The following is a 26768-nucleotide window of genomic DNA, read 5'->3' as shown; positions in this document are numbered from 1 at the left end:
CCCCCGTGCGGAGTCGGCGGCGGACCTCGCCGCGCTCGCGGCCGGCGGCCGCCTGCTTCTGGCTCCGGGGGTCGCGTGCGGCGAGGCGGCCCGAGTGGCCGCGGCACACGGGGCCCGGCTGGTCTCCTGCACGGTGTCCGACGACGCCGTGCAGGACTCCGTCGTCGTCGCGGTCGACGCCCCCTCCCTCCCCGGCTTCCCACCCGCCCACGCGCGCGCCCGGGCCGGGCCTCTTTCCGCCCCGCTGACGCCCGGTGACCTGCCGTCTTCCCTGGCCCCGACCTGAGGGTGGGGCGGCCCTTCATCAGCACCGTCGTCGGGCCGGCCGTGGACGTGGCCGTGGCAGCAGTGACTGGGGCCTGGCCGGGGCCTGGCCGGGGCCTGACTGGGGGTGCCTGCCTCGGCCTGGCCGTGGGGGCGGCCCCGCGACCCGACCTGATCCCCGCACGGGGTGATCCCGAGCCGACCCGGCCCGCCGGGGCCGGACCGGCTCCACCGGGGCCTGGCCGGGGCCTCGCCCTGCTGCGGGCCTTCGTCCCGCCCCCACGGGGGGCGGGCCAGGCTGGCCTGACGGAGCGTCAGCTCGCTCCCGGGGCGCCGCTCAGCAGTAGCTGCAGCAGGCGGATGGCGCCGGGTTTGTCGAGCGGGTCGTTGCCGTTGCCGCACTTGGGGCTCTGGATGCAGGAGGGGCAGCCCCGCTCGCACTCGCAGGAGGTGATCGCCTGCAGCGTGGCGGACAGCCAGCGCCGCGCCTCGTGGAAGCCGCGTTCCGCGAAGCCCGCGCCGCCCGGGTGGCCGTCGTAGACGAAGACCGTGGGCAGGCCGGTGTCCGGGTGGAGCGGGACGGACACGCCGCCGATGTCCCAGCGGTCGCAGGTCGCGAACAGGGGCAGCAGGCCGATCGACGCGTGCTCCGCCGCGTGCGCCGCGCCGGGCAGTTCCTCGGGCAGGATGCCCGCGTCCTCCAACTGCTGCTCGGTGACGGTCCACCAGACCGCCCGGGTCCGCAGCGTCCGCGGGGGCAGGTCCAGCTTGCTCTCGCCCAGGATCTCGTTCGTCACCAGCCGTCGACGCAGGAAGGAGACGACCTGGTTGGTGACTTCCACCGAGCCGAAGTTGAGCGTGGCCTCGCCCCAGGGCACCTGCTCGTCCGTGCCGAGCACGGAGATCGACGTGGTGTCCCGGGCCACGGTCGAGTAGGGCGGGTTGGCCTCCTCGACCAGGGCGACCGCGTCCTCCAGGTCCAACTCCCGTACCAGGTAGGTCCGACCCTGGTGGAGGTGGATCGCACCGGTGTGCACGGTCGTGTGCGCCGAGCCGGCGTCCACCGTGCCCAGCAGGCGGCCGGTGTCCGCCTCCACGACCCGCACCGGGGCCCCTCCCTCGCCGCGGATGTCGACGCGGTCGGCGGCCCGCTCGCGCCGGGTCCAGAACCATCCGCCGGGGCGGCCCCGGAGCAGGCCGCGCCGCTCCAGCTGCGGGACCAGGATCGGCGCCGAGGGGCCGAAGAGGGCGAAGTCCGCCTCGGTGAGCGGCAGTTCCTGGGCCGCCGCGCACAGGTGCGGAGCCAGCACATGGGGGTTGTCCGGGTCGAGCACGGTCGATTCGACCGGTCGTCGGAACAGGGAGTCGGGATGGTGCACGAGGTAGGTGTCCAGCGGGTCGTCCCGCGCGATCAGTACCGCCAGCGCGCCCTGGCCGTCACGGCCCGCGCGACCGGCCTGCTGCCACAGCGACGCACGGGTGCCGGGGTAGCCGGCCAGCAGCACGGCGTCCAGGCCGGAGACGTCCACGCCCAGCTCCAGGGCGCTGGTCGAGGCGAGCCCGAGCAGCCGTCCGGAGTGCAGGGCCCGCTCCAGCGCCCGGCGTTCCTCCGGCAGGTAGCCGCCACGGTAGGCGGCGACCCGCCGGGCCTCGCTCGAGCCCACCGCCTCGGTCAGCCGCTCCTGCGCGATGACCGAGATCAGTTCCGCCCCGCGCCGGGATCGCACGAAGGCCACCGTCCGCACCCGGTCCAGCACCAGGTCGGTGAGCAGGTCCGCGGCCTCGGCGGTCGCCGAACGCCGCACCGGCGCCCCGCGTTCGCCGGTCAGCTCGGTCAGCGGCGGCTCCCACAGCGCGAAGACGGTGTCGCCGCGCGGCGAGCCGTCCTCGGTCACTTCCGCGACCGGAAGGCCCGTCAGTCTCCCGGCGCTGACCGCGGGTTCCGCCACGGTGGCGGAGGCGAGCAGGAACACCGGGTCGGCCCCGTAGCGGGCGCACAGCCGTCGGAGCCGGCGCAGCACCTGGGCCACGTGCGAGCCGAACACGCCCCGGTAGCTGTGGCATTCGTCGACCACGACATACCTGAGCGACCTGAGGAACGTGGACCAGCGGGCGTGTCCGGGCAGGATGCCGCGGTGCAGCATGTCGGGGTTGGTCAGCACGTAGGCCGCGTGCTGCCGGACCCACTCGCGCTCCTCGAAGGGCGTGTCGCCGTCGTAGACGGCGGCACGGACGCGGTCCAGGCCACCGTCCTTGCCGGCGGTCCGCAGTTCGTTGATCCGGCGCAGCTGGTCGGCGGCCAGCGCCTTGGTCGGGGCGAGGTAGAGGCCCGTCGCCCCACGGCCGTTGCGCGCCTCGGTGCCGTCCAGCAGGGCGCTCAGTACCGGAGCCAGATAGGCGAGCGACTTGCCCGAGGCGGTGCCTGTGGCGATCACCACACTTTCGCCCTGAAGTGCCCGATTCGCGGCTTCCGCCTGGTGCAGATACGGCCGCTCGATGCCGCAGGCCCGCGCGGCGTCCAGAACTTCCGGACGAAGCGACTTGGGCCAGTCCGCATAGCGGGCCGGGCGAGCGGGCAGGTGCTCCGTATGGGTGAGGCGATCTTGCCGTCCTCGGCCCTCCGTCAGTCGGCCGAGAACGGCCGCGGGCGGTTCGGCATGCGGCTTCATCGACGTCAAGTCTGGCATCCGGGTGACGGAGATTCACTGCAAGCCGTCGTCCTGCCCTCGCGTTAAGTGGTTGAATGCCATCGCGGCCGTGCAACGGGGTAACAGGCCCCGCAATCGGCATGGAAGCAAGGCAAGGTGCTGGAGGTTCCGTGGACCTGTCCCTGTCGACCCGCAACGTCGGTGACCGCACGGTCGTTGAGGTGGGCGGCGAGATCGACGTGTACACCGCCCCGAAGCTGCGCGAGCAGCTGGTCGAGCTGGTCAACGAGGGTCACTACCACCTGATCGTGGACATGGAAGGCGTGGACTTCCTGGACTCGACCGGGCTCGGTGTCCTCGTCGGCGGGCTGAAGCGGGTGCGTGCGCACGAGGGCTCGCTGCGCCTGGTCTGCAACCAGGAGCGCATCCTCAAGATCTTCCGGATCACCGGACTGACCAAGGTGTTCCCGATCCACAGCTCTGTGGACGAGGCCGTCGCCGCGACCGACTGACCGAGCAGGGAAGCCTGCGCACGGCGTCCGCCGCGGCGTCGCCGCCCTGCGCCCGCTTCCCGGCTCGGCAGCACAATCCGCCGCCGCCGAATCCTCTCTGGGGGCCAGGACTCATGCCGACCGACGAAGCAGAAGAACTAGCGACGGCCCAGGGCCGGCCGGGGGCCGCTGTCGACCAGGATCCGGCCACGGTGGAGTTGCGCTTCAGCGCCCTCCCCGCCCACGTGCGCACCGCGAGACTCGTCGCGGCGGCGGTGGCCCGGCAGTCGGGGGTGGACGAGTCCGTCCTCGACGAGGTCCGCCTCGCCGTCGGTGAGGCATGCTCCCGCGCTGTGGGTCTGCATCAGCGGAAGGGCCTGGACGAGCCGGTCCTGGTCAAGCTGGTGAAGCAGGAACGCAGGTTCCTGATCGAGGTCGAGGACGGCGTCGGCGAGGCGGTGGGCGTCCCCGCGCCCCTGAACGGTGACGCGGCGGACGACGCGATGGGCCTCGCCCTGATCAGCGGCCTGGTCGACGACGTGGCGCTGGTGAACGAGGGGGACGGGGCGGGGGTGCTCCGGATGAGCTGGCCCGTGACGGCCCCCGGCTTCCGCCCCTGAGGACCCTGATCTCCGTCCCTGGGGGTCGCCGACCGGCGCACCTGCGGCGCTGCACAGCCGCCGGTTTCCTGCCCGCGCAGCTGACTTGGGCCGCGCGGGCGCCCGGCCGGGAACCCGTCCGTGCCGGGCCTCCGCGTCCCGCTGGGGCCGTGGTGTAGGTTCGACGGCCATGGTGAAGTCGTGGATGTCGCTGGCCGTGGTCGGAGCCGCCCTCGCGGGGCTGAGCGCCTGCTCCGGCGGGAACGGCCCCGCGCTCGACGGTTGGGCCCAGAGCGTCTGCTCGGGCATCAAGGCCCCCGTGGAGGCGGCGAACGCCGCCCAGGCGGACACCGGCGCGGTCAAGCAGGGGGAGTCCCCGGCCGCGCTCGCCAACCGTCTCGCCGCCGACTTCACCGCGCTGGCGACCGCCAACTCCCGGATCGCCCAAGCGGTTCAGCAGGCCGGTGCGCCCAAGACCGACAACGGGACCGCGCTCCAGGCCGATGCCGTCAGCGAGCTCAACCAGGCCGCCGGCGGCTACACCAAGGCCGCCGCCGACGTGAAGGCACTGCCCTCGCAGGATCAGGCCCGGTTCGCCTCCGGGCTCAAGGGCGTCAGCGACCAGGTGTCCCAGCTGGCCGCCCTCTCCAACACCGCTCTGAAGAAGCTGCAGACAGGCGAGTTGGGCGCCGCCCTGGCCAAGCAGCCCGGCTGTTCCGGCTCCGCCGGCTCGGCCGGCACGGCCGCGCCCGCCCCGACCGACGCCCGGTCGGCCTCCGCCTCAGTCCCGTCCCACTCCGCCGCGCCGCGCGCCGGCGCCTCCCACGCCGGCTCCTCCCGATCCGCCGCGCCGGCGTCGTCGCCGTCCTGACGGGACGGCGGCCGGTCGTCGGCGAGAATGGGGCCGTGAGCGAGAGTGTGAGCGAACGGCCGGAGACCATCGAAGCGCTGCGCCAGTGCTTCCTGCAGGCGGGCTTCACCGCCGACGGGTGCCTGGAACTGCTGGGCGCGGGCGCCTACGCCGCGCTCGCCCGCAGCGAGAGCGTGCCCGCCCTGAGGGCGACCGCTGACGGCGGTCCGCTGGCCACGCTGATCCGGCTGTTCCTGCTGCAGCGGCCGGTCACCGCCGAGGCCGCGACGGCCGCCGGGCTGCCCGTCGCCGCCGCCGTCGCGGACGGCTGGCTGGCCGCCGACGGCGACCGGGGCCGCGCCCGCGTCGACATCCGGCCCTACGCCAACGACAACGCCGGCGAGTCCGGCAGCTCGGACGCCTGGATCGTCTCCGACCTCGGCTGCGCCGTCGGCGGAGCGGGCGGCATCGGCTCCGGGCACGCCACCGACCAGGGCGTGCCGCGCGGCGAACTGGTGCTCGGCGTCGGCGGAGCCTCGACGACCCTCGCCAACATCACGGTCCGTCAGCCGGTGCGCCGGGTCCTCGACCTGGGCACCGGATCCGGCGTCCAGGCCCTGCACGCCGCCCGGCACGCCGGGCGCGTCGTCGCCACCGACGTCAACCCCCGGGCCCTGCACTTCACCCGGCTCAGCGCCGGGCTGAGCGGCCTCGCCGACCGCGTCGAGACGCGCGAGGGCAGCCTTTTCGAGCCGGTCGCCCCCGACGAGCGCTTCGACCTCGTCGTCTCCAACCCTCCCTTCGTCATCTCCCCCGCCGGACGGTTCACCTACCGCGACGGCGGCCTGGCCGGGGACGAGCTGTGCCGGCGCCTGGTCGCCGGCGTCGGCGCCCGGCTGGAACCCGGCGGCTGGTGCCAGCTGCTCGCCAACTGGCAGCACGTGCGCGGCGAGGACTGGCGTGAGCGCGTCTCCGGCTGGCTCGCCGGGACCGGCTGCGACGCGTGGATCGTCCAGCGCGAGGCCCAGGACGTCTACCAGTACGCCGAGTTGTGGCTGCGCGACGGCGGGGACCACCTCGGCGACCGGGACGCCTACGAGGCCCGCTACGCCGAGTGGCTGGACGCCTTCGAGGCGGCCAAGGTCGAGGCCGTCGGCTTCGGCTGGATCACCCTGCGCCGGGCTCCCGAGGGCGCCGCGCCGGTCGTCGTCGCCGAGGAGTGGCCGCATCCGGTCGAGCAGCCGCTCGGCCCCGCCATCGCGTCCTGGTTCGACCGCCAGGACTTCCTGCGCACCCACGACGACGCCGCGCTGCTGGCGGCCCGCTACGTCCTCGCCGACGAGGTGGTCCAGGAGCAGGTGGGGCTGCCCGGCACCGAGGACCCGCAGCACGTGATCCTCCGTCAGAACCGGGGCATGCGCCGGGCCACCAAGGTCGACACGGTCGGCGCCGGGTTCGTCGGCGCCTGCGAGGGAACCCTGACCGCCGGGGAGATCCTGGACGCCATCGCCCACCTCATCGAGGAGGACCCGGTGGTGCTCCGGGACCGCACCCCCGCGCAGATCCGCCTGCTGGTGGAGCAAGGCTTCCTGGAGCCGGTCGCGTGATCCGGATGTCCCTCGGCGACGCCGCCCTCACCCGGCCCCGGCTCGCCGCGAGCCCGCTGTAGACGCTGCACCGCAGCCTGCACCTGGCCAAGCCGGCCCGCAGGCCCCTGGCGCCCTACCAGCACAAGATGGCCCGCCGACTCGTGGGCCTCGGCGGCCAGTTGGCCTACCGGGCGCTGTCCAACCGGACCTCGCCACCGTGTTTCCGGGCGCCTGCTCACCGGCCCGCTGTTCCAACTGCTGTTCCGCGTCTGCCTGGACGCCAACTGGGCCTTGCGCACGACCGGTTCCCCGTTCTCAGCGACGCGATCCCGGCCGCCTCGGTGGCGGGGTCCACGGGAGCGCCATGGCCCGTGGCCAGCGAGCGCCGGAACGGCACGTGGGGGCGGTCCTGTTCAGCCCGCGCCGCCGGGTCGCACTCCCGGCCGGGCGGCTGCTGCCTCACGTCGGCCTACGTCGGCCTACGTCGGCCTGCGCCGGCAACGGACTGCTGGTCTCCGCTGTCACCCTTGCGGGCGGTTGCGTGCTGCGGTGTTCGACTGCCTGTCCACAGCCTGGGGGTGACGGTGTCGTCGGGAACTGACGGTCGTTCACCTCTGCTTCGTCCGTCGTACGCCGTACGTGCGACGGGTGTTGCGCGTCCGCTGCCAGTGTGACGACCGTACTTTCCGGGTGGCGAGGCACAGGGGCGGAAGACGTGGGGACTCCACTGGGCGTGTTCACGGGGGCGTGGTTCACGGTCTTCGGCTGCGGTGTGCTGTGGTGGTGCGGCAGCGAGATGCGCGCCCGCTGGGTGCTGCAGCGCCGGGGCGCGAGCGGGATGGCCCGGGTCCTCGCCGACCCTGCCGTCACCGGGGACCACCCGGACACGGCCCCGCTGCTGAGCTTCCATGCCGAGGGGCACGGCGAGGTCGTCACGCGCCCCCGTGGCTGGACGACGATCCGGCGTACGCCGGCGCTCGCGGCAGACACGCTGGTCGCCGTCGCGTACGACCCTTCGCGGCCCACGTACGTCACCGTGGAGGGCAGCCGCCAGCTGAGAAGCGATGTCTTCTGGCTGCTCCTCGGCGCGGCTTTCGCCGCCTGCGGGACCCTCCTGATCTCCGCCGCCCTGTAGTCGAGCTCTGGCCCCAGGGCGCGAGGATCCACCACCCTCCCCCAGCCTTCGGCCGGGGGCACCCCCACGGCGGGAGGTGCCCCACCGCGAACGGCCACCACCCGCCGGGTTCGACCCCCTGTGCGGCACGAACCCTCCCCGAGTGGTGGGCCCTTTGCGCAGTTCCTCCCCCAGCCTTCGGCTGGGGGCACCACCAGCGCCCCCGCCCGGGGCGCATAGCACTGTCGGCAGACACATTGCGGCCGAATGGACCCGGAAACGCCGGAAAGATCTCAATCCGAGCTCGCTCTGTACGCGACAGTCCTATGATCCGGCTGTTCGCCCGGGAGCCCGGACGGCGGGAACAGCGACCGCCGGGTTACCGTTCGAGTGGCACATGGACGCGACCGTCCGTTTGACAAGGGGGACCAGGGTGCGGTCACACTCCGCAGTCAGGACCGTTCATCCGGTCCCGGTCCCCGCGAGTGCGGCGGCCGACCCCTGATCCGACCGGGAGAGAAGAGCGAAGGTGTCCCCGAGCAGCGAGACCGCACGCGACGGACGGCGACTCGTCATCGTCGAGTCGCCGGCCAAGGCGAAGACGATCAAGGGCTACCTCGGCCCTGGTTACGTGGTCGAGGCGAGCGTCGGGCACATCCGCGACCTCCCGGGCACCGCCGCCGAGGTCCCCGAGGGCTACACCGGCGAGGTCCGCCGCCTCGGCATCGACGTGGAGCACGACTTCGAGCCCATCTACGTGGTCAACTCGGACAAGAAGGCGCAGGTCTCCAAGCTCAAGTCGCTGCTCAAGGAGGCCGACGAACTCTTCCTCGCCACCGATGAGGACCGCGAGGGCGAGGCCATCGCCTGGCATCTGCAGGAGGTGCTCCGGCCCAAGGTGCCGGTCCACCGGATGGTCTTCCACGAGATCACCAAGGACGCGATCCAGGAGGCCGTGCGCAACCCGCGCGAACTCAACAAGCGCCTGGTCGACGCCCAGGAGACCCGCCGCATCCTCGACCGCCTCTACGGCTACGAGGTCTCGCCGGTGCTGTGGAAGAAGGTCATGCCGAAGCTCTCGGCGGGCCGTGTCCAGTCCGTCGCGACCCGGCTCGTCGTCGAGCGCGAGCGGGAGCGGATGGCGTTCCGCTCCGCGTCCTACTGGGACCTGACCGCCGTCTTCGACTCCGGCAAGGGCACCGACGGCGGCGACCCCGGGACCTTCGGCGCCCGGCTCTCCGCCGTCGACGGCAAGCGCGTCGCCACCGGCCGCGACTTCGACTCGCGCGGGCAGCTGCGGACCGCAGGCGTCCTGCACCTGGACGAGAACGCGGCCCGGCAGCTGGCCGCCGGCCTGGCCCAGGCCGAGTTCCGGGTCCGCAGCGTCGAGTCCAAGCCGTACCGCCGACAGCCCTACGCCCCCTTCCGGACCACCACCCTCCAGCAGGAGGCGGGCCGCAAACTGGGCTTCGGCGCCAAGCGGACCATGGACGTGGCCCAGCGCCTGTACGAGAACGGCTTCATCACCTATATGCGTACCGACTCGACGGTGCTCTCGGACACGGCGGTCACCGCCGCCCGGGCGCAGGTCGAGCAGCTGTACGGCCGCGACTACCTGCCGGACGCCCCCCGCGTCTACGCCGGCAAGGTGAAGAACGCGCAGGAGGCGCACGAGGCCATCCGCCCCTCCGGCGACCGCTTCCGCACCCCGGCCGAGACCCGGCTGACCGGCGACGAGTTCCGGCTCTACGAGCTGATCTGGATGCGCACGGTCGCGTCCCAGATGAAGGACGCGGTCGGCCAGTCGGTCACCGTCAAGGTCGGTGGCCGCTCGGCCGACGGCCGCGACGCCGAGTTCTCCGCGTCCGGAAAGATCATCACCTTCCACGGCTTCCTCAAGGCCTACGTCGAGGGCCGCGACGACCCGGACGCCGAGCTGGACGACCGCGAGCGCCGGCTGCCCCCGGTCGCCGAGGGGGACGGCCTGCGCGCGGAGGAGATCAACCCGGACGGCCACGCCACCAAGCCTCCGGCGCGGTACACCGAGGCCTCGCTGGTCAAGGAGCTGGAGGAGCGCGAGATCGGCCGCCCGTCGACCTACGCGGCGATCATCGACACCATCGTGGCCCGGCGCTACGTCTTCAAGAAGGGGACCGCCCTGGTCCCGTCCTTCCTGGCGCTCGCCGTGGTCCGGCTGCTGGAGGAGCACTTCGGCCGCCTGGTCGACTACGACTTCACCGCCCGGATGGAGGACGACCTCGACCGCATCGCCCGCGGCGAGGCCGAGTCCGTGCCCTGGCTCAAGCGCTTCTACTTCGGCGAGGGCGAGGACGCCGGTGCGGCCGCCGACGCCGGCAACGGCGACGGCGACCACTTGGGCGGCCTCAAGGAACTGGTCACCGACCTGGGCGCGATCGACGCCCGGGAGATCTCCTCCTTCCCCGTCGGCGACAGCGGCATCGTGCTGCGCGTCGGCCGCTACGGCCCCTACGTCGAGCGCGAGGACAAGCGGGCGGACGTGCCCGACGACATGGCCCCCGACGAGCTGACCCCGGAGATCGCGGAGGAGCTGCTGGCCAAGCCGAGCGGCGACCGCGAGCTGGGCCCGGACCCGGACACCGGCTACATGATCGTCGCCAGGGCCGGCCGCTACGGCCCCTACTTCACCGAGGTGCTGCCGGACGACGTCCCGAAGACCGGCAAGAACGCGGTGAAGCCGAAGACCGGCTCGCTGCTCAAGTCCATGGACCTGGACACGGTCACGCTGGAGGACGCGCTCAAGGTCTTCGGCCTGCCGCGGGTCGTCGGCACGGACCCCGAGGGCGTCGAGATCACCGCGCAGAACGGCCGCTACGGGCCGTACCTGAAGCGGGGCACGGACTCGCGCTCGCTGGAGTCCGAGGAGCAGATGTTCACCGTGACGCTGGAGGAGGCGCTGGCGATCTACGCCCAGCCCAAGGCGCGCGGACGCGCGGCGGCGAAGCCCCCGCTGAAGGAGCTGGGCACGGACCCGGTGAGCGAGCGCCCGGTGGTCGTCAAGGACGGCCGCTTCGGTCCTTACGTGACGGACGGCGAGACCAACGCGACGCTGCGGCGGGACGACGACGTCGAGACGATCACGCCCGAGCGCGGGTACGAGCTGCTGGCCGAGAAGCGGGCCAAGGGCCCGGTGAAGAAGGCCGCGAAGAAGGCCCCGGCGAAGAAGACGGCGGCCAAGAAGGCAACTGCCAAGAAGGCAACTGCCAAGAAGGCAACGGCGAAGAAGACCGCCGCGAAGAAGTAGCCGCAGCCCGTCAGGGGCGCGAGGCACTGCGCGAGCGGCCCACCACTCGGGGAGGTTCGTCCCGCAGACGGGGACGGACCTCCGTGGGTGGTGAGTTGCTCGCGCTGGGGGCACCTCCCGCCCGAAGGGCGGGGGATTCCTCGCGCCCCTGACGGTGGCTCTCGTGGAGAACAGGTGCGCGATCGGTCACAGCCCTGTCATGGCACGGGCCGTACGGGGATTGAGCGTCCGTGCCCACGGCTAGGCTGACGACATGACCAGCGTTGACCGACACCCGCCCCTCGGCGCGCCCGCGGAGCGCGCCCGCGCGCTGCTGCGACTGCCCGCCTACCGCCGGTTCTGGCAGGTGCAGTTCGCAGGCGGGACCGCCGACCGACTCGCGCTGCTCGTCCTCACCGTCCTGACCGTGGACGCGGTCAGCTCGGAGTCCGCCCACGACGTGCTGGGGGGCGGCTACCGCGCCCTCCTCTTCGCGCTGGCCGCCGCCTTCGGTGCCCGGCTCGCCGCGACGCTCGTTCTCGGCGTGCTCGCGCTCGGGCCGCTCGCCCAGCTGCTGCACCGCGCCGACCGTCGCTGGGTGCTGCTCGGTTCTGCCGGGCTCAGCGCGGCGCTGACCGGGGTCGCGCCCTTCTGGAGCGTCTGGACCCCTGCGGACGCGTGGATCTGGCTGCTCGTCAGCATTTTCGCGCTCGGCGCCGCCGAGCGCGTCTGGAACGTCGCCCGCGAGTCCGTGGCGGAGCAGCTGCTCCCCGGCACCACCTCGCCCGGCGTGCCCGCGCCGGACCAGCGGCCCGTCCTGCGGTACGTCGACCGCCGCAGCGGCTACGGCACCGTGCCGCTCGCCGCCGCACTCCTGGTCGTGCTCGCCCTGGTCAACGACGGACTCGGCCACGGCATCGGCTGGTTGACGGCGCATCAGGTCACCGTGCCCGCGCTCGGCGCAGCCGCTCTCTTCGCGCTCGCCGCCGGCCTGCTCTACCCGCAGGAGCTGCCCGACGCCGCCGCGCAGCCGTCCGCGCCGCACTCTCCACTGGAGCACCTGCGCGCGCCCGCCGACGCCACCCCGCGCCGCGACGGCAGGCGCGGGCGCACCGGCAGCTCCGTGCTCTTCTCCTTCGCCGCGACCGGTGCCGCTGCCGTGCTGGCCGCCGCGGCCGCCGTGGCCTATCCGCACGCCCACGACATGGGCGCCGGGCCGGTCGGGTACGGTCTGCTGCTTCTCGGGCTGACCGCCGGACTGCTGCTCGGCCTGCGCCTCGCCCGGCCGCTGCTGCCGGGTCTGACGCGGCGCCGGCTGCTGCCGCTGGCCCTCGGCACCGCCGGTCTGGCGCTGATCCTGGGCGGACTGGTCCGTGACTACGTGCTCTCGCTGGTGCTGCTGACCCTCGCCGGCGTCGCGGGCGGCGTCGCCTTCCGCACCGGGCGCGTGCTGCTCGCCCAGGAGACCGAGGAGGCCCGGCAGCCGCGGGTGGACGAGCACCTGCACGCGATGGTCCGCTTCGGCGTCGGGCTCGCCCTGGTCGCCGCCCCCCTGGTGGGTGCGGCCTTCGGCGCCGAGCAGTTCCACGGCACCACGCTGACCTGGGACCACAGCGGCGCCGGTCTCGCGGTCGCGGTGTCGGGACTCCTGGCACTGGTCTACTCCGTCGTCCTCTACTTCCGCACCGACGACCGCCGCGGTACGGCGATGCTCGGCAAGGACGTGTGGGACGCCCTGCGGGGCGGCCCGGCTCCCGCGCCCCACCGGGCCGGGACCGGGTACTTCATCGCCCTCGAGGGCGGTGACGGCGCCGGAAAGTCCACCCAGGCGGCAGCGCTGGCCGAGTGGATCCGCGGCAAGGGCCACGAGGTGGTGGTCACCCGCGAGCCCGGCGGTTCCGGCATCGGCCAGCGACTGCGCGCGATGCTGCTGGACGTCGCCAACACCGGCATCTCGCACCGGGCCGAGGCCCTGATGTACGCGGCCGACCGGGCCGAGCACGTGGACTCCGTCATCCGCCCCGCCCTGGAGCGCGGCGCGGTGGTGATCACCGACCGGTACATGGACTCCTCCATCGCCTACCAGGGCGCGGGCCGCGACCTGGCCGCGACCGAGATCGCCCGGCTCAACACCTGGGCGACGGCCGGTCTGGTGCCCGACCTGACGGTCGTGCTGGACGTGTCCCCCGAGACGGCCCGCGAGCGGTTCACCGAGGCGCTGGACCGGCTGGAGTCGGAGCCGGCCGAGTTCCACGCGCGGGTGCGGGCCGGTTTCCTGGCCCTGGCGGCCGCCGACCCGGCGCGCTACCTGGTCGTGGACGCAGGGCAGGCCCCGGGCGCGGTCACCCAGGCGATCCGCCACCGGCTGGACCGTGAACTCCCGCTCTCCGAGCAGGAGAAGGCGGCACTGGCGGAGCAGGCGCGGCTCGCCGCGGAGGCCGAGAAGCGGCGGCTGGAGGAGGAGGCGCGCCGCAAGGCCGAGGAGGAGCGCGCGGAGCGCGAGCGCCAGGCCCTGCTGGAGCGGCTGCGGTTGGAGGAAGAGGAGCGCGAGAAGGCCCGCAAGGCGGAGGAGGACCGCAAGGCGGCCGAGGCCGCGCGGCAGGCGGCGGAGGCCGCCCGTCGCAAGGCCGAGGCGGAGGCAGCCCGGCGTGCCGCCGAGGAGGAACGCCTGGCCGCCGAGGCGGAGGCCCGCCGGAAGGCGGAGCAGCAGCGCCTCGCGGCGGAGGCCGAGGCACGGCGCAAGGCGGAGCAGGCCCGCGCGGCCGCCGAGGCGGAACAGCGGCGCCTGGTCGAGGAGGCCGCCCGCGCCGCCGCTCTCGCGGAGACCGCCCGCCTGGCCGAACTCGCGCGCAAGCGCGAGGCGGAGCGGAAGCGGACGGAGTCCGCGGACGCGGAGACCACGGTCATGCCGGTCGTCTCCCCGGCCGACGAGACGACCGTGCTGCCGGTTGCCCCGGACGAGCAGGCGCACCCGGGCGCGGACGCCGACGAGACGGCTGTCCTGCCCGCGATACCGGAACCGGAGGGCCGTCCGCAGAGCACCGCCGGGACCAGGCGAACCGGTGCGTCCGATGCCACGCAGGCCCCCGCACCCACGGACGGTGACGGGACGTCAGCGACGCCGGAGGCGTCACCCGCGGCGGAGGCGCAGGAGGACGTACCGGCACAGGCCCCGGCGAGGCGTCCGAGCCCGGCGGTCCGGCCCGCCGACGCGGACACCCCGGCTGCTCGCGGTGAGCAGGCTGACGAAGCGGCAGCTTCCGCCCCCTCGACGGGCGTTGACGACGCTCCGGAAGGCTCCGCGGGCGGTCCGGCCACCGGGCCGGCCGCGCGCTCCGCCGACGGCGACGCGACGTCAGGTCGGCCCGCCGCAGCCGAACGGCCCGGCTCGGATGCCGGAGGCGCGGGTGCTGACGGGGGATCGGCTGCCCGGCCCTCCGACGCCGAGGCGACGAGGGTCCTGCCCGCCGTGCCGCCGATCCCCTCTCGTCCGCCGGTCGTGGGCAAGCCCGCGGCGTCCGGACCGGCTCCCGCCGACGAGACCGCCGTGCTGCCCGTCGTCCCGGCGACGGAGCCCGCGCCCGCGCCCGCCCAGCCCGCGCCCGAGCCGGCCGCTCCCGAGGGCGGCGGACTGGGCGGACGCCTCAAGCGCGCTCTGCGCGGACGGAAGGCGGAGGACCGCGACGAGACCGAGACCGCCCAACTCCCCGCCGTCCCCACCGACTCCTCCCTGCCGCGCGCCTGGCGTGAGGCGACTCCGCGCAGCGCGGAGAGCGTGCAGGACAGCGTGCCCGATTGGCTGTTCCGCCCGGAGCCTGGTGGCGAGCGCACACAGGAGCTGCCCACGCCGCGCCCGCAGGCGCCGTCGGGCACCGGCCGCTACGAGTGGGCGGAGGCCACGCCGCTCGACGACCCGCTCTCGCTGACCGACGAGCTGCTCGGCACCCGCGAGGAGTGGGCACAGTGGCAGGCGGCCGCCGAGCAGGCCGAGTCCGAGGCGGACGCGGAGGAGGCGGAGGCGGAGCGTCGTCGCCGCGAGCGCGGCCGCTGAGCCGGTGCTGTGCCTCGGCCGCCGGGGCTTTGTCGGTCCCGGCGGCTAACCTGGCGGAAGTGATGGACGAGCGGAGCCCGGCGTGAGCGTGTGGGACGACCTGGTGGGCCAGGACCAGGTGGTGGAGCAGCTGGTCGGCGCCGCCCGTGCCGCGCGCGCGGTGGCGGCCGGTGAGGCCTCGCCGGCCGAGGCATCGGGCATGACGCATGCCTGGCTGTTCACCGGTCCGCCCGGCAGCGGCCGGGCCACCGCGGCCCGCGCCTTCGCCGCCGCGCTCCAGTGCACCTCGCCCGACCTGGAGTTGGGAGGGGTCCCCGGCTGCGGCTTCTGCGACGGCTGCCACACCACGCTGGTCGGCAGCCATGCCGACGTCAACGTCGTCAGCGTCGAGAAGCTGAGCATCGGCGTCGGCGAGACGCGCGAGATGGTGCGCGGGGCATCCATGTTCCCCAGCGGGGGCCGCTGGCAGGTGATCCTGCTGGAGGACGCCGACCGGCTCACCGAGCAGGCGGCCAACGCCGTGCTCAAGGCGGTCGAGGAGCCGTCCCCGCGCACGGTCTGGCTGCTGTGCGCGCCCTCGGTGGACGACCTGCTGCCTACCATCCGCTCCCGGTGCCGGCTGCTGGTGCTGCGCACGCCCAGCGTCCCCGCGGTGGAGGACATGCTGCTGCGCCGCGACGGCGTCGACCCGGTGATGGCCTCCTTCGCCGCGCGGGCCAGCCAGGGGCACATCGACCGGGCCCGCCGCCTGGCCCAGGACCCGGAGGCCCGCGCCCGGCGCGAGGAGGTGCTCCGACTGCCGCTGCGCGTGGCCGACCTGGGCGCCTGCCTGGCCGCCGCCCAGCGGCTGGTCGACGCGGCGGAGGAGGACGCCAAGCAGGTCACCGAGGAGCTGGACGCCAAGGAGACCGAGGAGCTGCGCGCCGCGCTCGGCGCGGCCTCCGGCGCGGGCGGCCGCATGCCGCGCGGGACGGCGGGCGCGATGAAGGACCTGGAGGACCGTCAGAAGAGCCGCGCGAAGCGGCTGGTGCGCGAGAGCCTCGACCTGGCCCTGCTGGACCTCGCCGGGTACTACCGTGACGTGCTGGCCCTGCAGTTCGGCGTCCAGGGCGAGTTGGCGAACGAGGAGCAGCGCGCCTCGCTCTCCCGCGTCGCCCAGACCTCCTCGCCGGAGACGACCCTGCGCCGCATCGAGGCGATTCTCGCGTGCCGCGAGGCCATCGACCGCAATGTCGCTCCGCTTCTGGCTCTGGAAGCCATGACGACCACCCTGCGCGCGGCCTGAACCTGCGGGCCCCGCCAGGGCGCTGAGGGCACCCCCCGCCCTGACGGGGGCGCGAGGGACTGCGCGAGCAACCCACCACCCACGGAGGTCCGGCCCCCTCTGCGGGTCGAACCTCCGTGGGCGGTGGGCCGGGCGGGCGGTCCTCGCGCCCCTGTCAGGGCTCTGCAACTGCTCCACCCGGGTGACGTGCGCGGGGGATGGGTGATCTTGCTGTGCCTCGCGGGGATCCCCCCGGGATGGGCGTGTGGTGGAGTGCGATCATCGCGGCGGCTGGAGTCACCGGGGCGGTAGCCCTCGCGGGGGGCGCGCTGACCCGGCTGCGGGAGGAACGAGCGGGCCTGGTCTACGAGTTGACGCCCCGTTACGCCGGCGTCGTGACCCGTGCCGTGCTCGCGGGCGTCGTCGGGGTCGCCGGTCTGTCCGCCCCGCTCGCCTGGGCGGGGGGCTCTGACGGAGCGTCACCCGTCCCCGCCGTCGCCCACCCTGCCGCGGACGCGGCCACCACCGCCCCTGCCGACCACCGGGCCCCGCTGCCCACCCGCGCCGCCGCCTCCCCACCCACCCCGCGCCTCGTCGCCCTCCCCGGCGCGGCCGGCGGCCGGCTGTACCACGGGACGCTGCCGGGGGACGTCACGCCGATCACGGTCTGGCTGCCCGCGCAGTACCCCGGGCACGGCGGCCTGCATCTGCAGACGCTCCTGGTCCGGGCCCCGCACAGCGCCCTGCCGCAGGTCTGGCAGGGGCTTGCGGCGGCCGTCGCCGCCGGGCACAGCAACGCCTTCGTCGCCGTCGCGCCGGACGACCCCTGTGCCGCCACCGCGCCCGCCGCCGAGCAGCGGTTGCGCGACGCCCTCGGACGACGGTTCAGCGTCGATCCGCATCCCCGGGCGTGGGCGCAGCTTGCCCTCGCTTCGCCGGGGGGCGGCTGCGCCGCCCGAGCCGAGCTGGCCGCGCCCCTGCGGTACGCGGCCACGGCCGTGCTCTCGGCCCGGCTCCCCGGGCTGACGTCCGTCCGGCCCGATCCGCGGGTGCGGCTGCTGCTGGCCGCCGCCCACCGCGACACCGCCGCGCAGGCGGACGGCCGACACCTCCGCACCGCCCTGGCCTCGGGCGTTCGACTGTCCTACGTCGTGCGCGATCTGACGCCGGATCGGGAGCGCCCCAGACTGGTCCGCTTGGCGGCAAACTATCTGACAGAGCAGTTCGCGGCGGCGGCCGCGCAGACCCGGCCGCGAGCTCAGTAACCCTCACCAGCAAGGGAACCGAAGGTACCGATGACCCGCACCCGCTCCGCCGGAGTCTCCGCTCTGGCCGCTCTCGCCTGTGCAGCCCTCGCACTCTCCGGCTGCACCTCCGGCGCGGCGAAGCCCGCCGCCTCCGCCGGGGCGTCGAGCAGCACGGCCTCGACCGACTCCGCCGCGACGCCGAGCAGCGGCGCGAGCACGGGTGCGACCGCCGCTGCCGGGGCGACGCCGCTGCAGCCGCTGCCCGCCGCGATCCCCGCGGCGCTGCAGCGGTACTACAGCCAGAAGCTGAGCTGGCACAGCTGCGACCAGAACTACGAGTGCACCACCTTCAAGGTGCCGCTCGACTACGACCACCCCACCGCCGGGGACATCTCCCTCTCCGCCGTGCGGAAGCGGGCGACCGGCCAGGGTGTCAAGCGGATCGGCTCGCTGCTGATCAACCCCGGCGGCCCGGGCGGCTCGGCCGTCGACTACGCCGAGTACGCCGCGCTCGCCTTCCCGCCGCTGCTGCGCGCGGCCTACGACATCGTCGGCGTCGACCCGCGCGGCGTGGCCCGTAGCACGCCGGTGACCTGTCTGACGGACCAGCAGATGGACGCCTTCACCGCCGTCGACACCACCCCGGACGACAACGCCGAGGTGAACACCCTGGTGGCGGCCGACAAGAACTTCGCGGAGGGCTGCGCCAAGCACTCCGGCAAGCTGCTCGGCCACGTCAGCACCGTCGAGTCGGCCCGCGACATGGACATCGCGCGCGCCCTGCTGGGCGACGCCAGGCTCAACTACCTGGGCAAGTCCTACGGCACCTTCCTGGGCGCCACCTACGCAGGCCTGTTCCCCTCCCGCGTGGGCCGGATGGTGCTGGACGGCGCGATGAACCCGGCGCTCAACGCCTACCAGCTGAACAGCCAGCAGGCGGGCGGCTTCGAGGTCGCCTTCCAGGCCTTCGCCGCCGACTGCGTCAAACGCCAGGGCTGCCCGCTGGGCACCAGCACCGCCGAGGCGGGGCGGAAGCTCGACGCTCTGTTCCTCTCGCTCGACCGCAAGCCGCTGCCGACCGGCCAGTCCCGCAAGCTCGACGAGGCGCTGGGCACGACCGGGGTCATCGCCGCCATGTACGACCAGAGCCAGTGGCTGGAGCTGCGCAACGCGCTCACCCAGGCCGTGAAGGGCAACGGCGCCGGCCTGCTCAACCTCTCCGACCAGTACTACGAGCGCAACAACGACGGCAGCTACAGCAACCTGATGTACGCCAACGCCTCCGTCAACTGCCTCGACCTGCCCCCCGCTTCGACCAGCCCGGCAGTGGTCCGGGAGCAGCTGCCCGCGTTCCGCGCGGCCTCCCCGCACTTCGGCACGACGCTGGCCTGGGCCGGTCTGTCCTGCTCGTCCTGGCCGGTGAAGCCGACCGGCGCACCGCACACCATCGCCGCCGCCGGCGCGGCTCCGATCGTCGTCGTCGGCACCACCCGGGACCCGGCCACCCCCTACGCCTGGGCGCGTTCGCTGGCGGCGCAGCTCTCCTCGGGCGTGCTGCTGAGCTACAACGGCGACGGTCACACGGCCTTCGCCCGCGGCAGCGACTGCATCGACCAGGCGGTGGACGACTACCTGATCCAGGGCAAGGTCCCGGCGAAGGGCAAGGTCTGCTCGTGAAAAGGGTGTGGCTGTAAGGGGAGAAACCCTGCGACAATCCTTTCATCGCACTGCATGCCATGCACCGAGGAAGGATCGCCGTGCTCGGGGTCACCCACTACGCCACCTATGTCCTGGGCGCGCTGCTCATCGTCCTGCTGCCCGGCCCCAACTCCATGTACGTGCTCTCCGTCGCCGCCCGCAAGGGCGTCCGCACCGGTTACCGGGCGGCGGCCGGAGTCTTCCTCGGCGACACCACGCTGATCCTGCTGACCTCGCTGGGCGCGGCCTCGCTGCTGCGGGCCACGCCGCTGGTCTTCGACGTGGTGAAGGCGATCGGCGCCTGCTACCTGCTGTGGATCGGCTGGAACATGCTCCGCTCGGCGCTGGCCCTGTGGCGCAACCGCACGACCGCGGTGACCGCGGAATCCGCCTCCGCCCCGGAGAGCCCCGCGCCCACGACGGACGGGGAGCGCCCGTTCCGCCGCGCCCTGATCATCAGCCTGCTGAACCCGAAGGCGATCCTCTTCCTGCTCTCCTTCTTCGTGCAGTTCGTGGATCCCTCCTACGGTCAGCCGGAGCTCTCCTTCACCGTCCTCGGGGCGACGCTGCAGCTCTTCTCCTTCCTCTACCTCTCCGCGCTGATCCTGGCGGGCACGACCCTGGCCAACGCCTTCCGCCGCCGCCGCCGTCTCTCCGCCACCCTCACCACCGGCGTCGGCGCCCTCTTCATCGGCTTTGCCGCCAAGCTCGCCACCGCATCGGCGGGCTGAGCAGGGGCCTCCGGAAGGGGGTGGCTAAACCACCCCCAAGATCTGTGTAGACTGTCTCCCGTTCGCCGCCTTAGCTCAGTTGGCCAGAGCAACGCACTCGTAATGCGTAGGTCTCGGGTTCGAATCCCGAAGGCGGCTCACCTGACGAAGGCCCAGCTCAGTAGCTCTGAGCTGGGCCTTCGGCGTTCGTGCGGGGTGGGGACAGGTCCCGGGTCACCCGGCGGCCTGGTCGAACTTCGCGGTGGCCCAGAAGTAGCCGAGGACCGCCAGGGCCACGCACCAGGCGACGGCGAGCCAGCCGTTGTGGCCGATGCCGGTGCCGAGGAGGAGGCCGCGGAGCGTCTCGATGGCGGGGGTGAAGGGCTGGTACTCGGCGATCGGCTGGAACCAGCCCGGCATCGCGTGGACCGGGACGAACGCGCTGGACAGCAGGGGCAGCAGGATCAGCGGCATCGCGTTGTTACTGGCGGCCTCGGCGTTCGGGCTGATCAGGCCCATGCCGACGGCGATCCAGGTGAGTGCCGTGGCGAAGAGCACCAGCAGACCGAAGGCCGCGAGCCACTCCAGGACGGTGGCGTCGGTCGAGCGGAAGCCGAGTGCCACGGCCACCGCGCCGACGAGGACCACGCTCGCGACGGACTGCAGCACGCTGCTGACGACGTGTCCGACGAGTACCGAGCCGCGGTGGATCGCCATGGTGCGGAAGCGGGCGATGATGCCCTCGGTCATGTCGTTCGAGACGGAGACCGCCGTGCCGACCACGGTGCTGCCGATGGTCATCAGCAGCAGGCCCGGGACGATGTAGGCGAGGTAAGCCGAGCGGCCGTGGGCACCGCCGCCGAGGCCGGCGCTCATGGCGTTGCCGAAGATGTAGACGAAGAGCAGCAGCAGCATGATCGGCGTGAGCAACAGGTTCAGCGTGAGCGACGGGTAGCGCCGGGCGTGCAGCAGGTTGCGGCGCAGCATGGTCGACGAGTCGCGCACAGCGAGGGAGAAGGAGCTCATCGGACGGCCTCCTTGGGCTGGTCGGGGCGGTCGGGCTGGTCGTTCTGGGCCGGGACGGCGGCGGCGCCGCCGGTCAGGGCGAAGAAGACGTCGTCGAGGTCGGGGGTGTGCACGGTGAGCTCGTCGGCCTCGATGCCGGCCGAGTCCAACCGGTCGAGCACGGCGCGCAGTTGGCGCTGGCTGCCGTCGCTCGGGACCTGCAGGGTGAGGGTCTCGTCGTTCCGGGACGCCGTGCCGAAGGCGGAGACGGCGCCCTGGTACGTCGCCGGGTCGGTGAAGCGGAGCTGCACGTGGCCGCCCGGGACGAGACGCTTCAGCTCCTCGGCGGTGCCCTCCGCGGCGATCCTGCCGTCGTGCAGGACGGCGATGCGGTGGGCGAGTTCGTCGGCCTCCTCCAGGTACTGCGTGGTGAGGAAGACGGTGACGCCGCCCGCGACGAGCTCGCGGATGATCTGCCACATGCTGTGGCGGGACCGCGGGTCGAGGCCGGTGGTCGGCTCGTCGAGGAAGATGATCCGCGGGCTGCCGACCAGCGTCATGGCGATGTCGAGGCGGCGCTTCATGCCGCCGGAGTAGGTGGAGGCGGGCTTCCTGGCGGCGTCGGTGAGGCCGAAGCGCTCCAGCAGGTCGGCGGCGACCTGCCGGCCCTCCCGCTTGGGGAGGTGGTGCAGGTCCGCCATCAGGAGCATGTTCTCCTCGCCGGTGATCAGCCCGTCGACGGCGGAGAACTGCCCGGTGACGCCGATGGCCGCGCGCACGGCCTGCGGATCGGTGAGGAGATCGTGGCCGCCGACGCGGATGCTGCCGCCGGCGGGGTCGGGAGGGAGGAGGGTCGAGAGGATCTTCACGGCCGTGGTCTTGCCGGCGCCGTTGGGCCCGAGCAGGGAGAAGATCGTTCCTTCGGGGACGGCCAGGTCGATGCCGTCGAGCACGAGCTTGTCGCCGTAGGACTTGCGCAGTCCGTTCGCCGCGATGGCCAGGTCGGTCATGGGAGGAGCTCCTCGTTACAGGCTGCGGGCGGTGATGTCGCCGTGGGCGGTGGTCGCGTGGATGTCGAGGGCGGCGGTGCCGCCGTCGTTGCGGAGGGAGTTGCGGGTGCGGCCGTGACCGGTGGCGGCGTCCAGGGAGGCGGAGACGCCCGGGGCGGCGCCGATCTCGATGTCGCCGGCCTGCGTCTGCAGGCGGACCGTGCCGCCGGCGGCCGCGGTGATCCGGATGTCGCCCTGCTGGGTGCTGATCTCGGCGTGGCCGCCGAGCTGACCGACCGTCACGTCACCTGCCATGAGGGCGAGTCGGGCGCTCCCGGCCGCGTCGAGCTCGACCGTCGCCTGCTGTCCCTCGAAGGCGACGTCCCCGAGGGGGCCGGCGCTCCGGAGGGCGCCGCTCGCGGTCTTCGCCACGAGGCGGGACCCGGCGGGGAGTTGGACGGTCACCTGCACGGATCCGGACGGCCCGAGGATCCGGCTCTGCGGTGCCGCGGCCTCGACCCGCAGCACGCCGTCGGCGTAGTCGACGGTGATCTGCTCGGCCGCCTTCACGTCCCGGCTCTTGGCCGGGTCCGCCGGCAGGACCTCGACGGTGGTGGTGTCCCGCTCTGCGGCGACGACCCGGATGCGAGCGGCCGGGATGTCGAGGACGGCGGAGACGGGGGCGGGGGTGGCGAAGCTCTGCATCGTGCGCTCCTTGGATCGCTGTTTCCGATGTGGGAAACGCTACGTTGCATTCGCGAAGTTGGCAACGACGTCGTTGCGCCAAGGAGTAGAAACCGCAGGCAATAGCCAGGAAATCATTGCAATGGGCTAGCTTCTAACGCAATGGCCTCCCATGCCGCCCGTTGCAATGGCAAGGGATGAATGCTATGCCGACCAGGCACACCACGCCTGCGTGGCGTCAGAGCCGGGCCGCCCTGAGCACGTCGATCTCGCAACCGGGTGCCGCCGGGTCGAAGCCGTGCTCGGCCAGCCAGCGGATCGCCAGCAGGCTGCGCAGCGACCACCAGGCCCGGACCACGTCGAGGTCGACGGCGGCGCCGTAGCCGGCGACGACGTCGGCGAGGTGCCCGGGGTGTCCGAGGGTCAGGATCGCCAGGTCGAACAGGGGGTCCCCGGGGCCCGCCTCGGACCAGTCGATGATGCCGGTGACCTCGTCGCCGTCCACGAACACGTGGCTGAGCTGGAGGTCGCCGTGCGCGAACACGGGGTCCACGGGCGGAGCGCCGCCTCGGCGATCTCGCGGTTGCGGGCGACCAGTTCGGCCGGCAGGACGCCGTTCGTCACGAGCCAGTCGCACTCGCGGTCGAGATCCGTCGCCCAGGCGTCCAGGGGGCGGCCGGGCCAGGGCGGCAGTGGTGCATCGTGGAGCTTGCGGATGGCCGCACCGGCCGCGGCCCACGCCGCCGGTGACGCGGGCGACGGCCGGCCGAGGAGGCCGAGCGCCGTCCCCGGGACGGCCGCGAGAGCGAGCGCGGGCGGCTTGCGCCACAGGACTTCCGGGGTCGGGACGGGCGCCAGGGCCATCGCCGCGACCTCGGTGTCGAGGCGCGCCTGGTCCGCGTCCACCTTCAGGAAGACGCCGCCGACACGCAGGGTCGCCCGCTCGGAGTGGGCGACGACGACCTCGACTTCATCCATCTCGTCCTCGGCCAGAGCGACCGATGGCGTCCCACTGCTATCCATGGCGTCCACTGTCCCCGCAACGCCGCGCCCGTCGCCGGATTTTTTTCGGACGCGAACCCACGCGAACCCGCGCTCCCGGTCGAAGCCCGCGAACCCGCGCCGGCACGGGACTACGGTGCGAACACCGGCTTGCCGGTCCACCAGTTGCCCGGGGCGTCCGGGTCCCGGCTGGTCCAGAACTCGATGATGGCGGTGACGAACTCCTCTGCCGAGAGGCGGCCGTCGCCGTCGGTGTCCAGGTGGGCGAAGGCCTCGTCGGCGGACTCGCGGGTCAGCCGGGGGAAGTGGCCGAGCTGGAAGGCGAAGAACTCGTCCGGGTCCACGGACCGGTCGCCGGTGCGGTCGGCGATGGCGAGGAAGGCCTCGCCCAGCGCGCCGAGGATGGCGCGGGCGTCCTCCGGGCGGTCGGCCAGCGAGCGGGTGGACCGCAGGAAGTCCTCGCGGGTGATCGCGTCGGCTCCGTCGGGCAGGAAGGGCAGGTGCAGCTTGCGCCAGATGTCCACGTAGGCGCCGACGATCCGCTGCTCCTCGGCCGAGCCCGGACCGTATCCCATGGAACGGGCGACGAAGTGGCCCATCAGGACGTGGTCGCCCTCGGTCAGTTGCCCGTCGCCGTCGGCGTCGAGGTGGTCGAAGCCCCACCGGATCTTCGCGGCGAGCAGGTCGTCCCCGTGGTCCCCCGTGTGGTCGCCCGAGCGGTCGTCCTCGTGGTCGTCCGGCATCGTGGCCCTTTCTGACGGATCGTCACTTACCGGTGATAGGACGCACCGTAGCGCAGCGGGCCCGGGGACCGGGTGCGGAGCCGCCTGCGTCACGTCGATCGGTTCAGATCGGGGGCGCGGACGCGGGCGCTGCGATCCGGGGCTGCGGGCCGCTACCGACGAATCGGGGCAAGGCGGACAGTGGACCTGGCAGCGAGGGCGGCATTGCCAAAGCTTTGCCCTTTCAGGGGGTTTGAACTCCCTGCGCCTCCCCCTTTCGGCGGGGGTGAACTGGTCCAGACCCCACCGATCGGGTGTGCCGCGGACACGTCAGCCTCACTAGACTCCGCCTGCCACAAGTACAGAAAGGGCCATTCCCATATGACTCGTATATCCGGGAGGGCGGCAGCGCGGCTGGGGGCAGCGCTGCTCGTAGCGGGGGTGACGACGGGGGCCGGCTCGGTCGCCGCCTACGCGGACACCACGCAGGACGCGGTCCTCGTCGACCAGCACCAGGTCCTGGGCGAGGCCAGGGTCAACGGCGAGTACGTCGAGGCCGGGCTGATGACGCTGCAGGTCGGCGACGCCGAACTGTCCGTCTACTGCATCGACTTGAAGCACCCGACCGGTCCCACGGTGCACTACCGCGAGACCAGCTGGGACAAGGCGCTGGCCGCGCCCGACGCCGACCTGAGCAAGGTGCGCTGGGTGCTGGAGCACGGCTACCCGGTCAAGGGTCTGGACGCGCTGGCCGCCGAGGCCCACGTGTCGGGCCTGACCGAGCAGGAGGCCGCGGTCGCCACCCAGCTGGCGATCTGGAAGTTCTCCGACCAGGCCGACGGCCAGGCCGTCAACCCCAGGGGCGGGAACCTGGACGTCGAGCGGGCCGACGCCGTCGCCCAGTGGCTGGAGGCCAACGCCACCGACACCCCGCAGGAGCCCGCGCCCGCGCTGGCGCTGAACCCCGGCTCCGTGAAGGGCGCCAGCGGGGACCTGCTCGGGCCGATCAAGGTCGCCACCAACGCCGAGTCCGTCGACGTGAAGCTCAACGGCCCCGCCGGGGTCCAGCTGGTCGGCAAGAACGGCCAGGCCGTCTCCACCGCGAACGACGGCACCGAGCTCTACCTCAAGGTGCCCGCCGGGACCGCCGCCGGCAGCGCCGAGATCGACGCCTCCACCACCACCAGCCTGCCCGTCGGCCGGGCCTTCAACGCCGTCGGCGACCAGCGGCACCAGACGCTGATCCTCGCCGGCAGCCAGCCGGTCGAGGTCGACGCCCAGGCCAAGGCCTCGTGGACGGTTCCGGTCGGCTCCCCCTCGCCCAGCCCGAGCCACAGCGCCACGCCGTCGGCCACCCCGAGCAGCCCGGCGAGCGCCTCCGCCTCCGCGAGCGGCGGGGTGACCACCACACTGTCCGCGTCCCCCTCGGCCTCCACTGGCGGCGGGCTCGCCTCGACCGGCGCCTCCAGCGCCACCCCGGTCATCGCCGGTCTCGGTGCCGCGCTGGTGGCGCTCGGTGGCGGTGCCGTGTTCTTCATGCGCAAGCGCAAGGGCGCGCGGCACGGCGCCTGATCGCCTCCGCGGCCTGATTCACCATCAACCACGCTTCCCCAGTGCGGAGTTCAGCTCCGCGCCGGGGAAGCGGCATGTCCGGCCAGCAGCGCGGGCGTGCCGCTGCCGTCGGCCGGCACGGACCACAGGTCGGTGCTGCCGGTCTCGCCCTGGGTGGGCAGGGCGTAGGCGACCGTCCGGTCGTCCAGCCAGAAGGCCTGGTCGTCCACGCTGTGCGACTCCGCCAGCGGTGTCTGCTTGAGGGTGCGCAGGTCCAGCACGTACTCGTGCCAGAGCGCGGCCGAGCCCAGCACCCGTCGCTTGAACGCGATCCGGGTGCCGTCGGGCGAGAGCGAGGGGCACTCCACGTTGGTGACGCCGACGGAGCTGACGGTGCGTCGGCCGATACTGCCCTTGACCAGGTAGGTGCGGCCGCCGGTGGCGAGGGTGGCGTAGAAGGTGTCGTCGTCGGCGGCGAAGGTGACGCCCCAGAAGTTCTCGTCGGTGGCCCGGTACGGCGCGCCGTTCAGGTCGACTGCGAAGTCCTCCAGCGTGCTGTCGAGTTGACCGGTGCGGGTGTCGACGATCGAGGTGCGGGTGGAGAAGAAGGCGGAGCCGTAGGACTCGCCGCCCACGAACACCGTCCAGGCGGCGAAGCGGCCGGAGGGGGAGACCCGGGCCCGGCTGGGGACGCCCGCCAGGGGGAAGCTGCGCACGGTCCGCAGCCGCGCGTCCAGGATGCGGGCCCGGTAGCTCGTCTGCAGCGCGCCGGGTTGGGCCTGCAGGCAGACGCCGGTCCCGGCGGCGGCGTAGAAGCGCAGGCAGTCCAGGCCGGATCCGGTGCGGGAGCCGTCCGCATGAGCGGCGACGACCTCGTCGTGGTGGGTGCCTGCGGCGGTGTCCAGGAAGAGCAGCTGACCATCGTCGTCGAGGTTCAGCTGACCCGCCGTCACCGTGCCGTCGGTGCCTCCGTCGTGGGACCGGTCCGCGGCGTGCAGGACGAGGGTGGTGCCGAGGGCGGTGAGGGT

The 26768-nt window shown here is 73.4% G+C and carries 18 protein-coding genes, 1 tRNA gene and 2 pseudogenes; 14 read left to right on the top strand and 7 right to left on the bottom strand.

All coding sequences use genetic code 11. The features are described from left to right. Positions 1–286, top strand: a 286-nt coding sequence (locus ACFP3V_RS13425) for an Rv3654c family TadE-like protein (RefSeq protein WP_380583211.1), incomplete at its 5' end; no start/stop codon positions are given. Between the two features lie 304 nt (positions 287–590). Here the strand turns inward: ACFP3V_RS13425 and ACFP3V_RS13420 are convergent. After that, positions 591–2951 (bottom strand): annotated as a pseudogene (locus ACFP3V_RS13420) (DEAD/DEAH box helicase); the annotation flags it as partial. A gap of 131 nt (positions 2952–3082) precedes the next feature. Here ACFP3V_RS13420 and ACFP3V_RS13415 point away from each other — a divergent pair. From ACFP3V_RS13415 to ACFP3V_RS13360, 12 genes are all read left to right on the top strand, one after another. Continuing rightward, complete coding sequence (locus tag ACFP3V_RS13415) at positions 3083–3424, top strand: STAS domain-containing protein (RefSeq protein ID WP_380583210.1); 342 nt, start codon at positions 3083–3085, stop codon at positions 3422–3424. Between the two features lie 113 nt (positions 3425–3537). Further along, positions 3538–4023, top strand: coding sequence for an ATP-binding protein (locus tag ACFP3V_RS13410; RefSeq protein WP_380583209.1), 486 nt, complete (start codon positions 3538–3540; stop codon positions 4021–4023). 169 nt (positions 4024–4192) lie between these two features. After that, on the top strand, positions 4193–4873 hold the full coding sequence (locus tag ACFP3V_RS13405) for a small secreted protein (protein ID WP_380583208.1): 681 nt from the start codon (positions 4193–4195) through the stop codon (positions 4871–4873). A gap of 35 nt (positions 4874–4908) precedes the next feature. Further along, complete coding sequence (locus tag ACFP3V_RS13400) at positions 4909–6459, top strand: DUF7059 domain-containing protein (protein WP_380583207.1); 1551 nt, start codon at positions 4909–4911, stop codon at positions 6457–6459. Positions 6460–7156: 697 nt separating this feature from the next. Continuing rightward, positions 7157–7576: a DUF3592 domain-containing protein gene (locus ACFP3V_RS13395; protein WP_380583206.1), complete on the top strand. Its 420-nt coding sequence runs from the start codon at positions 7157–7159 to the stop codon at positions 7574–7576. Positions 7577–8084: 508 nt separating this feature from the next. Further along, positions 8085–10838 carry a type I DNA topoisomerase gene (gene topA, locus ACFP3V_RS13390; protein ID WP_380583205.1) on the top strand — a complete coding sequence of 918 codons (2754 nt, stop codon included), beginning with the start codon at positions 8085–8087 and terminating at the stop codon, positions 10836–10838. A gap of 253 nt (positions 10839–11091) precedes the next feature. After that, a complete protein-coding gene (tmk, locus tag ACFP3V_RS13385; RefSeq protein WP_380583204.1) occupies positions 11092–14868 on the top strand; it encodes a dTMP kinase in 3777 nt (1258 codons plus the stop codon). Positions 14869–14950: 82 nt separating this feature from the next. Continuing rightward, entirely contained in the window at positions 14951–16153 is a 1203-nt protein-coding gene (locus ACFP3V_RS13380) for a DNA polymerase III subunit delta' (protein ID WP_380583203.1), read from the top strand. 236 nt (positions 16154–16389) lie between these two features. Further along, positions 16390–17397, top strand: a complete 1008-nt coding sequence (locus tag ACFP3V_RS13375; protein WP_380583202.1) for a hypothetical protein — start codon at positions 16390–16392, stop codon at positions 17395–17397. A 30-nt stretch (positions 17398–17427) separates the two neighbouring features. Continuing rightward, positions 17428–19056 (top strand): alpha/beta hydrolase, encoded by a 1629-nt coding sequence (locus ACFP3V_RS13370; protein WP_380583201.1) that lies wholly within the window; start codon positions 17428–17430, stop codon positions 19054–19056. A gap of 80 nt (positions 19057–19136) precedes the next feature. Next, positions 19137–19808 carry a leucine efflux protein LeuE gene (leuE, locus tag ACFP3V_RS13365; protein ID WP_380583251.1) on the top strand — a complete coding sequence of 224 codons (672 nt, stop codon included), beginning with the start codon at positions 19137–19139 and terminating at the stop codon, positions 19806–19808. 64 nt (positions 19809–19872) lie between these two features. Beyond that, positions 19873–19946 (top strand) — tRNA-Thr (locus ACFP3V_RS13360). Between the two features lie 75 nt (positions 19947–20021). Here ACFP3V_RS13360 and ACFP3V_RS13355 read toward each other — a convergent pair. From ACFP3V_RS13355 to ACFP3V_RS13335, 5 genes and pseudogenes are all read right to left on the bottom strand, one after another. Then, positions 20022–20813 carry an ABC transporter permease gene (locus ACFP3V_RS13355; protein WP_380583200.1) on the bottom strand — a complete coding sequence of 264 codons (792 nt, stop codon included), beginning with the start codon at positions 20811–20813 and terminating at the stop codon, positions 20022–20024. Then, positions 20810–21802 (bottom strand): ATP-binding cassette domain-containing protein, encoded by a 993-nt coding sequence (locus ACFP3V_RS13350; protein WP_380583199.1) that lies wholly within the window; start codon positions 21800–21802, stop codon positions 20810–20812. Before ACFP3V_RS13350 ends, ACFP3V_RS13355 begins: the two co-directional genes overlap by 4 nt. A 15-nt stretch (positions 21803–21817) precedes the next feature. Then, positions 21818–22486 carry a DUF4097 family beta strand repeat-containing protein gene (locus tag ACFP3V_RS13345; protein ID WP_380583198.1) on the bottom strand — a complete coding sequence of 223 codons (669 nt, stop codon included), beginning with the start codon at positions 22484–22486 and terminating at the stop codon, positions 21818–21820. Between the two features lie 217 nt (positions 22487–22703). Then, positions 22704–23443, bottom strand: a pseudogene (locus ACFP3V_RS13340) (phosphotransferase family protein). A 155-nt stretch (positions 23444–23598) separates the two neighbouring features. Further along, positions 23599–24210, bottom strand: coding sequence for an EF-hand domain-containing protein (locus ACFP3V_RS13335; RefSeq protein WP_380583197.1), 612 nt, complete (start codon positions 24208–24210; stop codon positions 23599–23601). Positions 24211–24630: 420 nt separating this feature from the next. Between ACFP3V_RS13335 and ACFP3V_RS13330 the strand changes: the two genes are divergently transcribed. After that, positions 24631–25761: a Cys-Gln thioester bond-forming surface protein gene (locus ACFP3V_RS13330; protein ID WP_380583196.1), complete on the top strand. Its 1131-nt coding sequence runs from the start codon at positions 24631–24633 to the stop codon at positions 25759–25761. A gap of 50 nt (positions 25762–25811) precedes the next feature. On the opposite strand, the gene ACFP3V_RS13325 is transcribed toward ACFP3V_RS13330, so the two are convergent. Then, the coding region (locus ACFP3V_RS13325) for a TolB family protein (protein ID WP_380583195.1) at positions 25812–26768 on the bottom strand (957 nt) is incomplete at its 5' end.

It is taken from the genome of Streptacidiphilus monticola (genome assembly GCF_042658505.1).
GTDB lineage: Bacteria > Actinomycetota > Actinomycetes > Streptomycetales > Streptomycetaceae > Streptacidiphilus > Streptacidiphilus monticola.
The sequence above is the reverse complement of the archived record's forward strand: the minus strand, read 5'-3'. Positions and strand labels throughout refer to the sequence as shown.

Bases quoted from the DNA above. Each gene is read 5' to 3' on its own strand.
- ACFP3V_RS13345 (WP_380583198.1), bottom strand. From the start codon at position 22,486: ATGCAGAGCTTCGCCACCCCCGCCCCCGTCTCCGCCGTCCTCGACATC.
- ACFP3V_RS13410 (WP_380583209.1), top strand. From the start codon at position 3,538: ATGCCGACCGACGAAGCAGAAGAACTAGCGACGGCCCAGGGCCGGCCG.
- ACFP3V_RS13355 (WP_380583200.1), bottom strand. From the start codon at position 20,813: ATGAGCTCCTTCTCCCTCGCTGTGCGCGACTCGTCGACCATGCTGCGC.
- tmk (WP_380583204.1), top strand. From the start codon at position 11,092: ATGACCAGCGTTGACCGACACCCGCCCCTCGGCGCGCCCGCGGAGCGC.
- ACFP3V_RS13335 (WP_380583197.1), bottom strand. From the start codon at position 24,210: ATGCCGGACGACCACGAGGACGACCGCTCGGGCGACCACACGGGGGAC.
- ACFP3V_RS13405 (WP_380583208.1), top strand. From the start codon at position 4,193: ATGGTGAAGTCGTGGATGTCGCTGGCCGTGGTCGGAGCCGCCCTCGCG.
- ACFP3V_RS13350 (WP_380583199.1), bottom strand. From the start codon at position 21,802: ATGACCGACCTGGCCATCGCGGCGAACGGACTGCGCAAGTCCTACGGC.
- ACFP3V_RS13370 (WP_380583201.1), top strand. From the start codon at position 17,428: ATGACCCGCACCCGCTCCGCCGGAGTCTCCGCTCTGGCCGCTCTCGCC.
- ACFP3V_RS13375 (WP_380583202.1), top strand. From the start codon at position 16,390: ATGGGCGTGTGGTGGAGTGCGATCATCGCGGCGGCTGGAGTCACCGGG.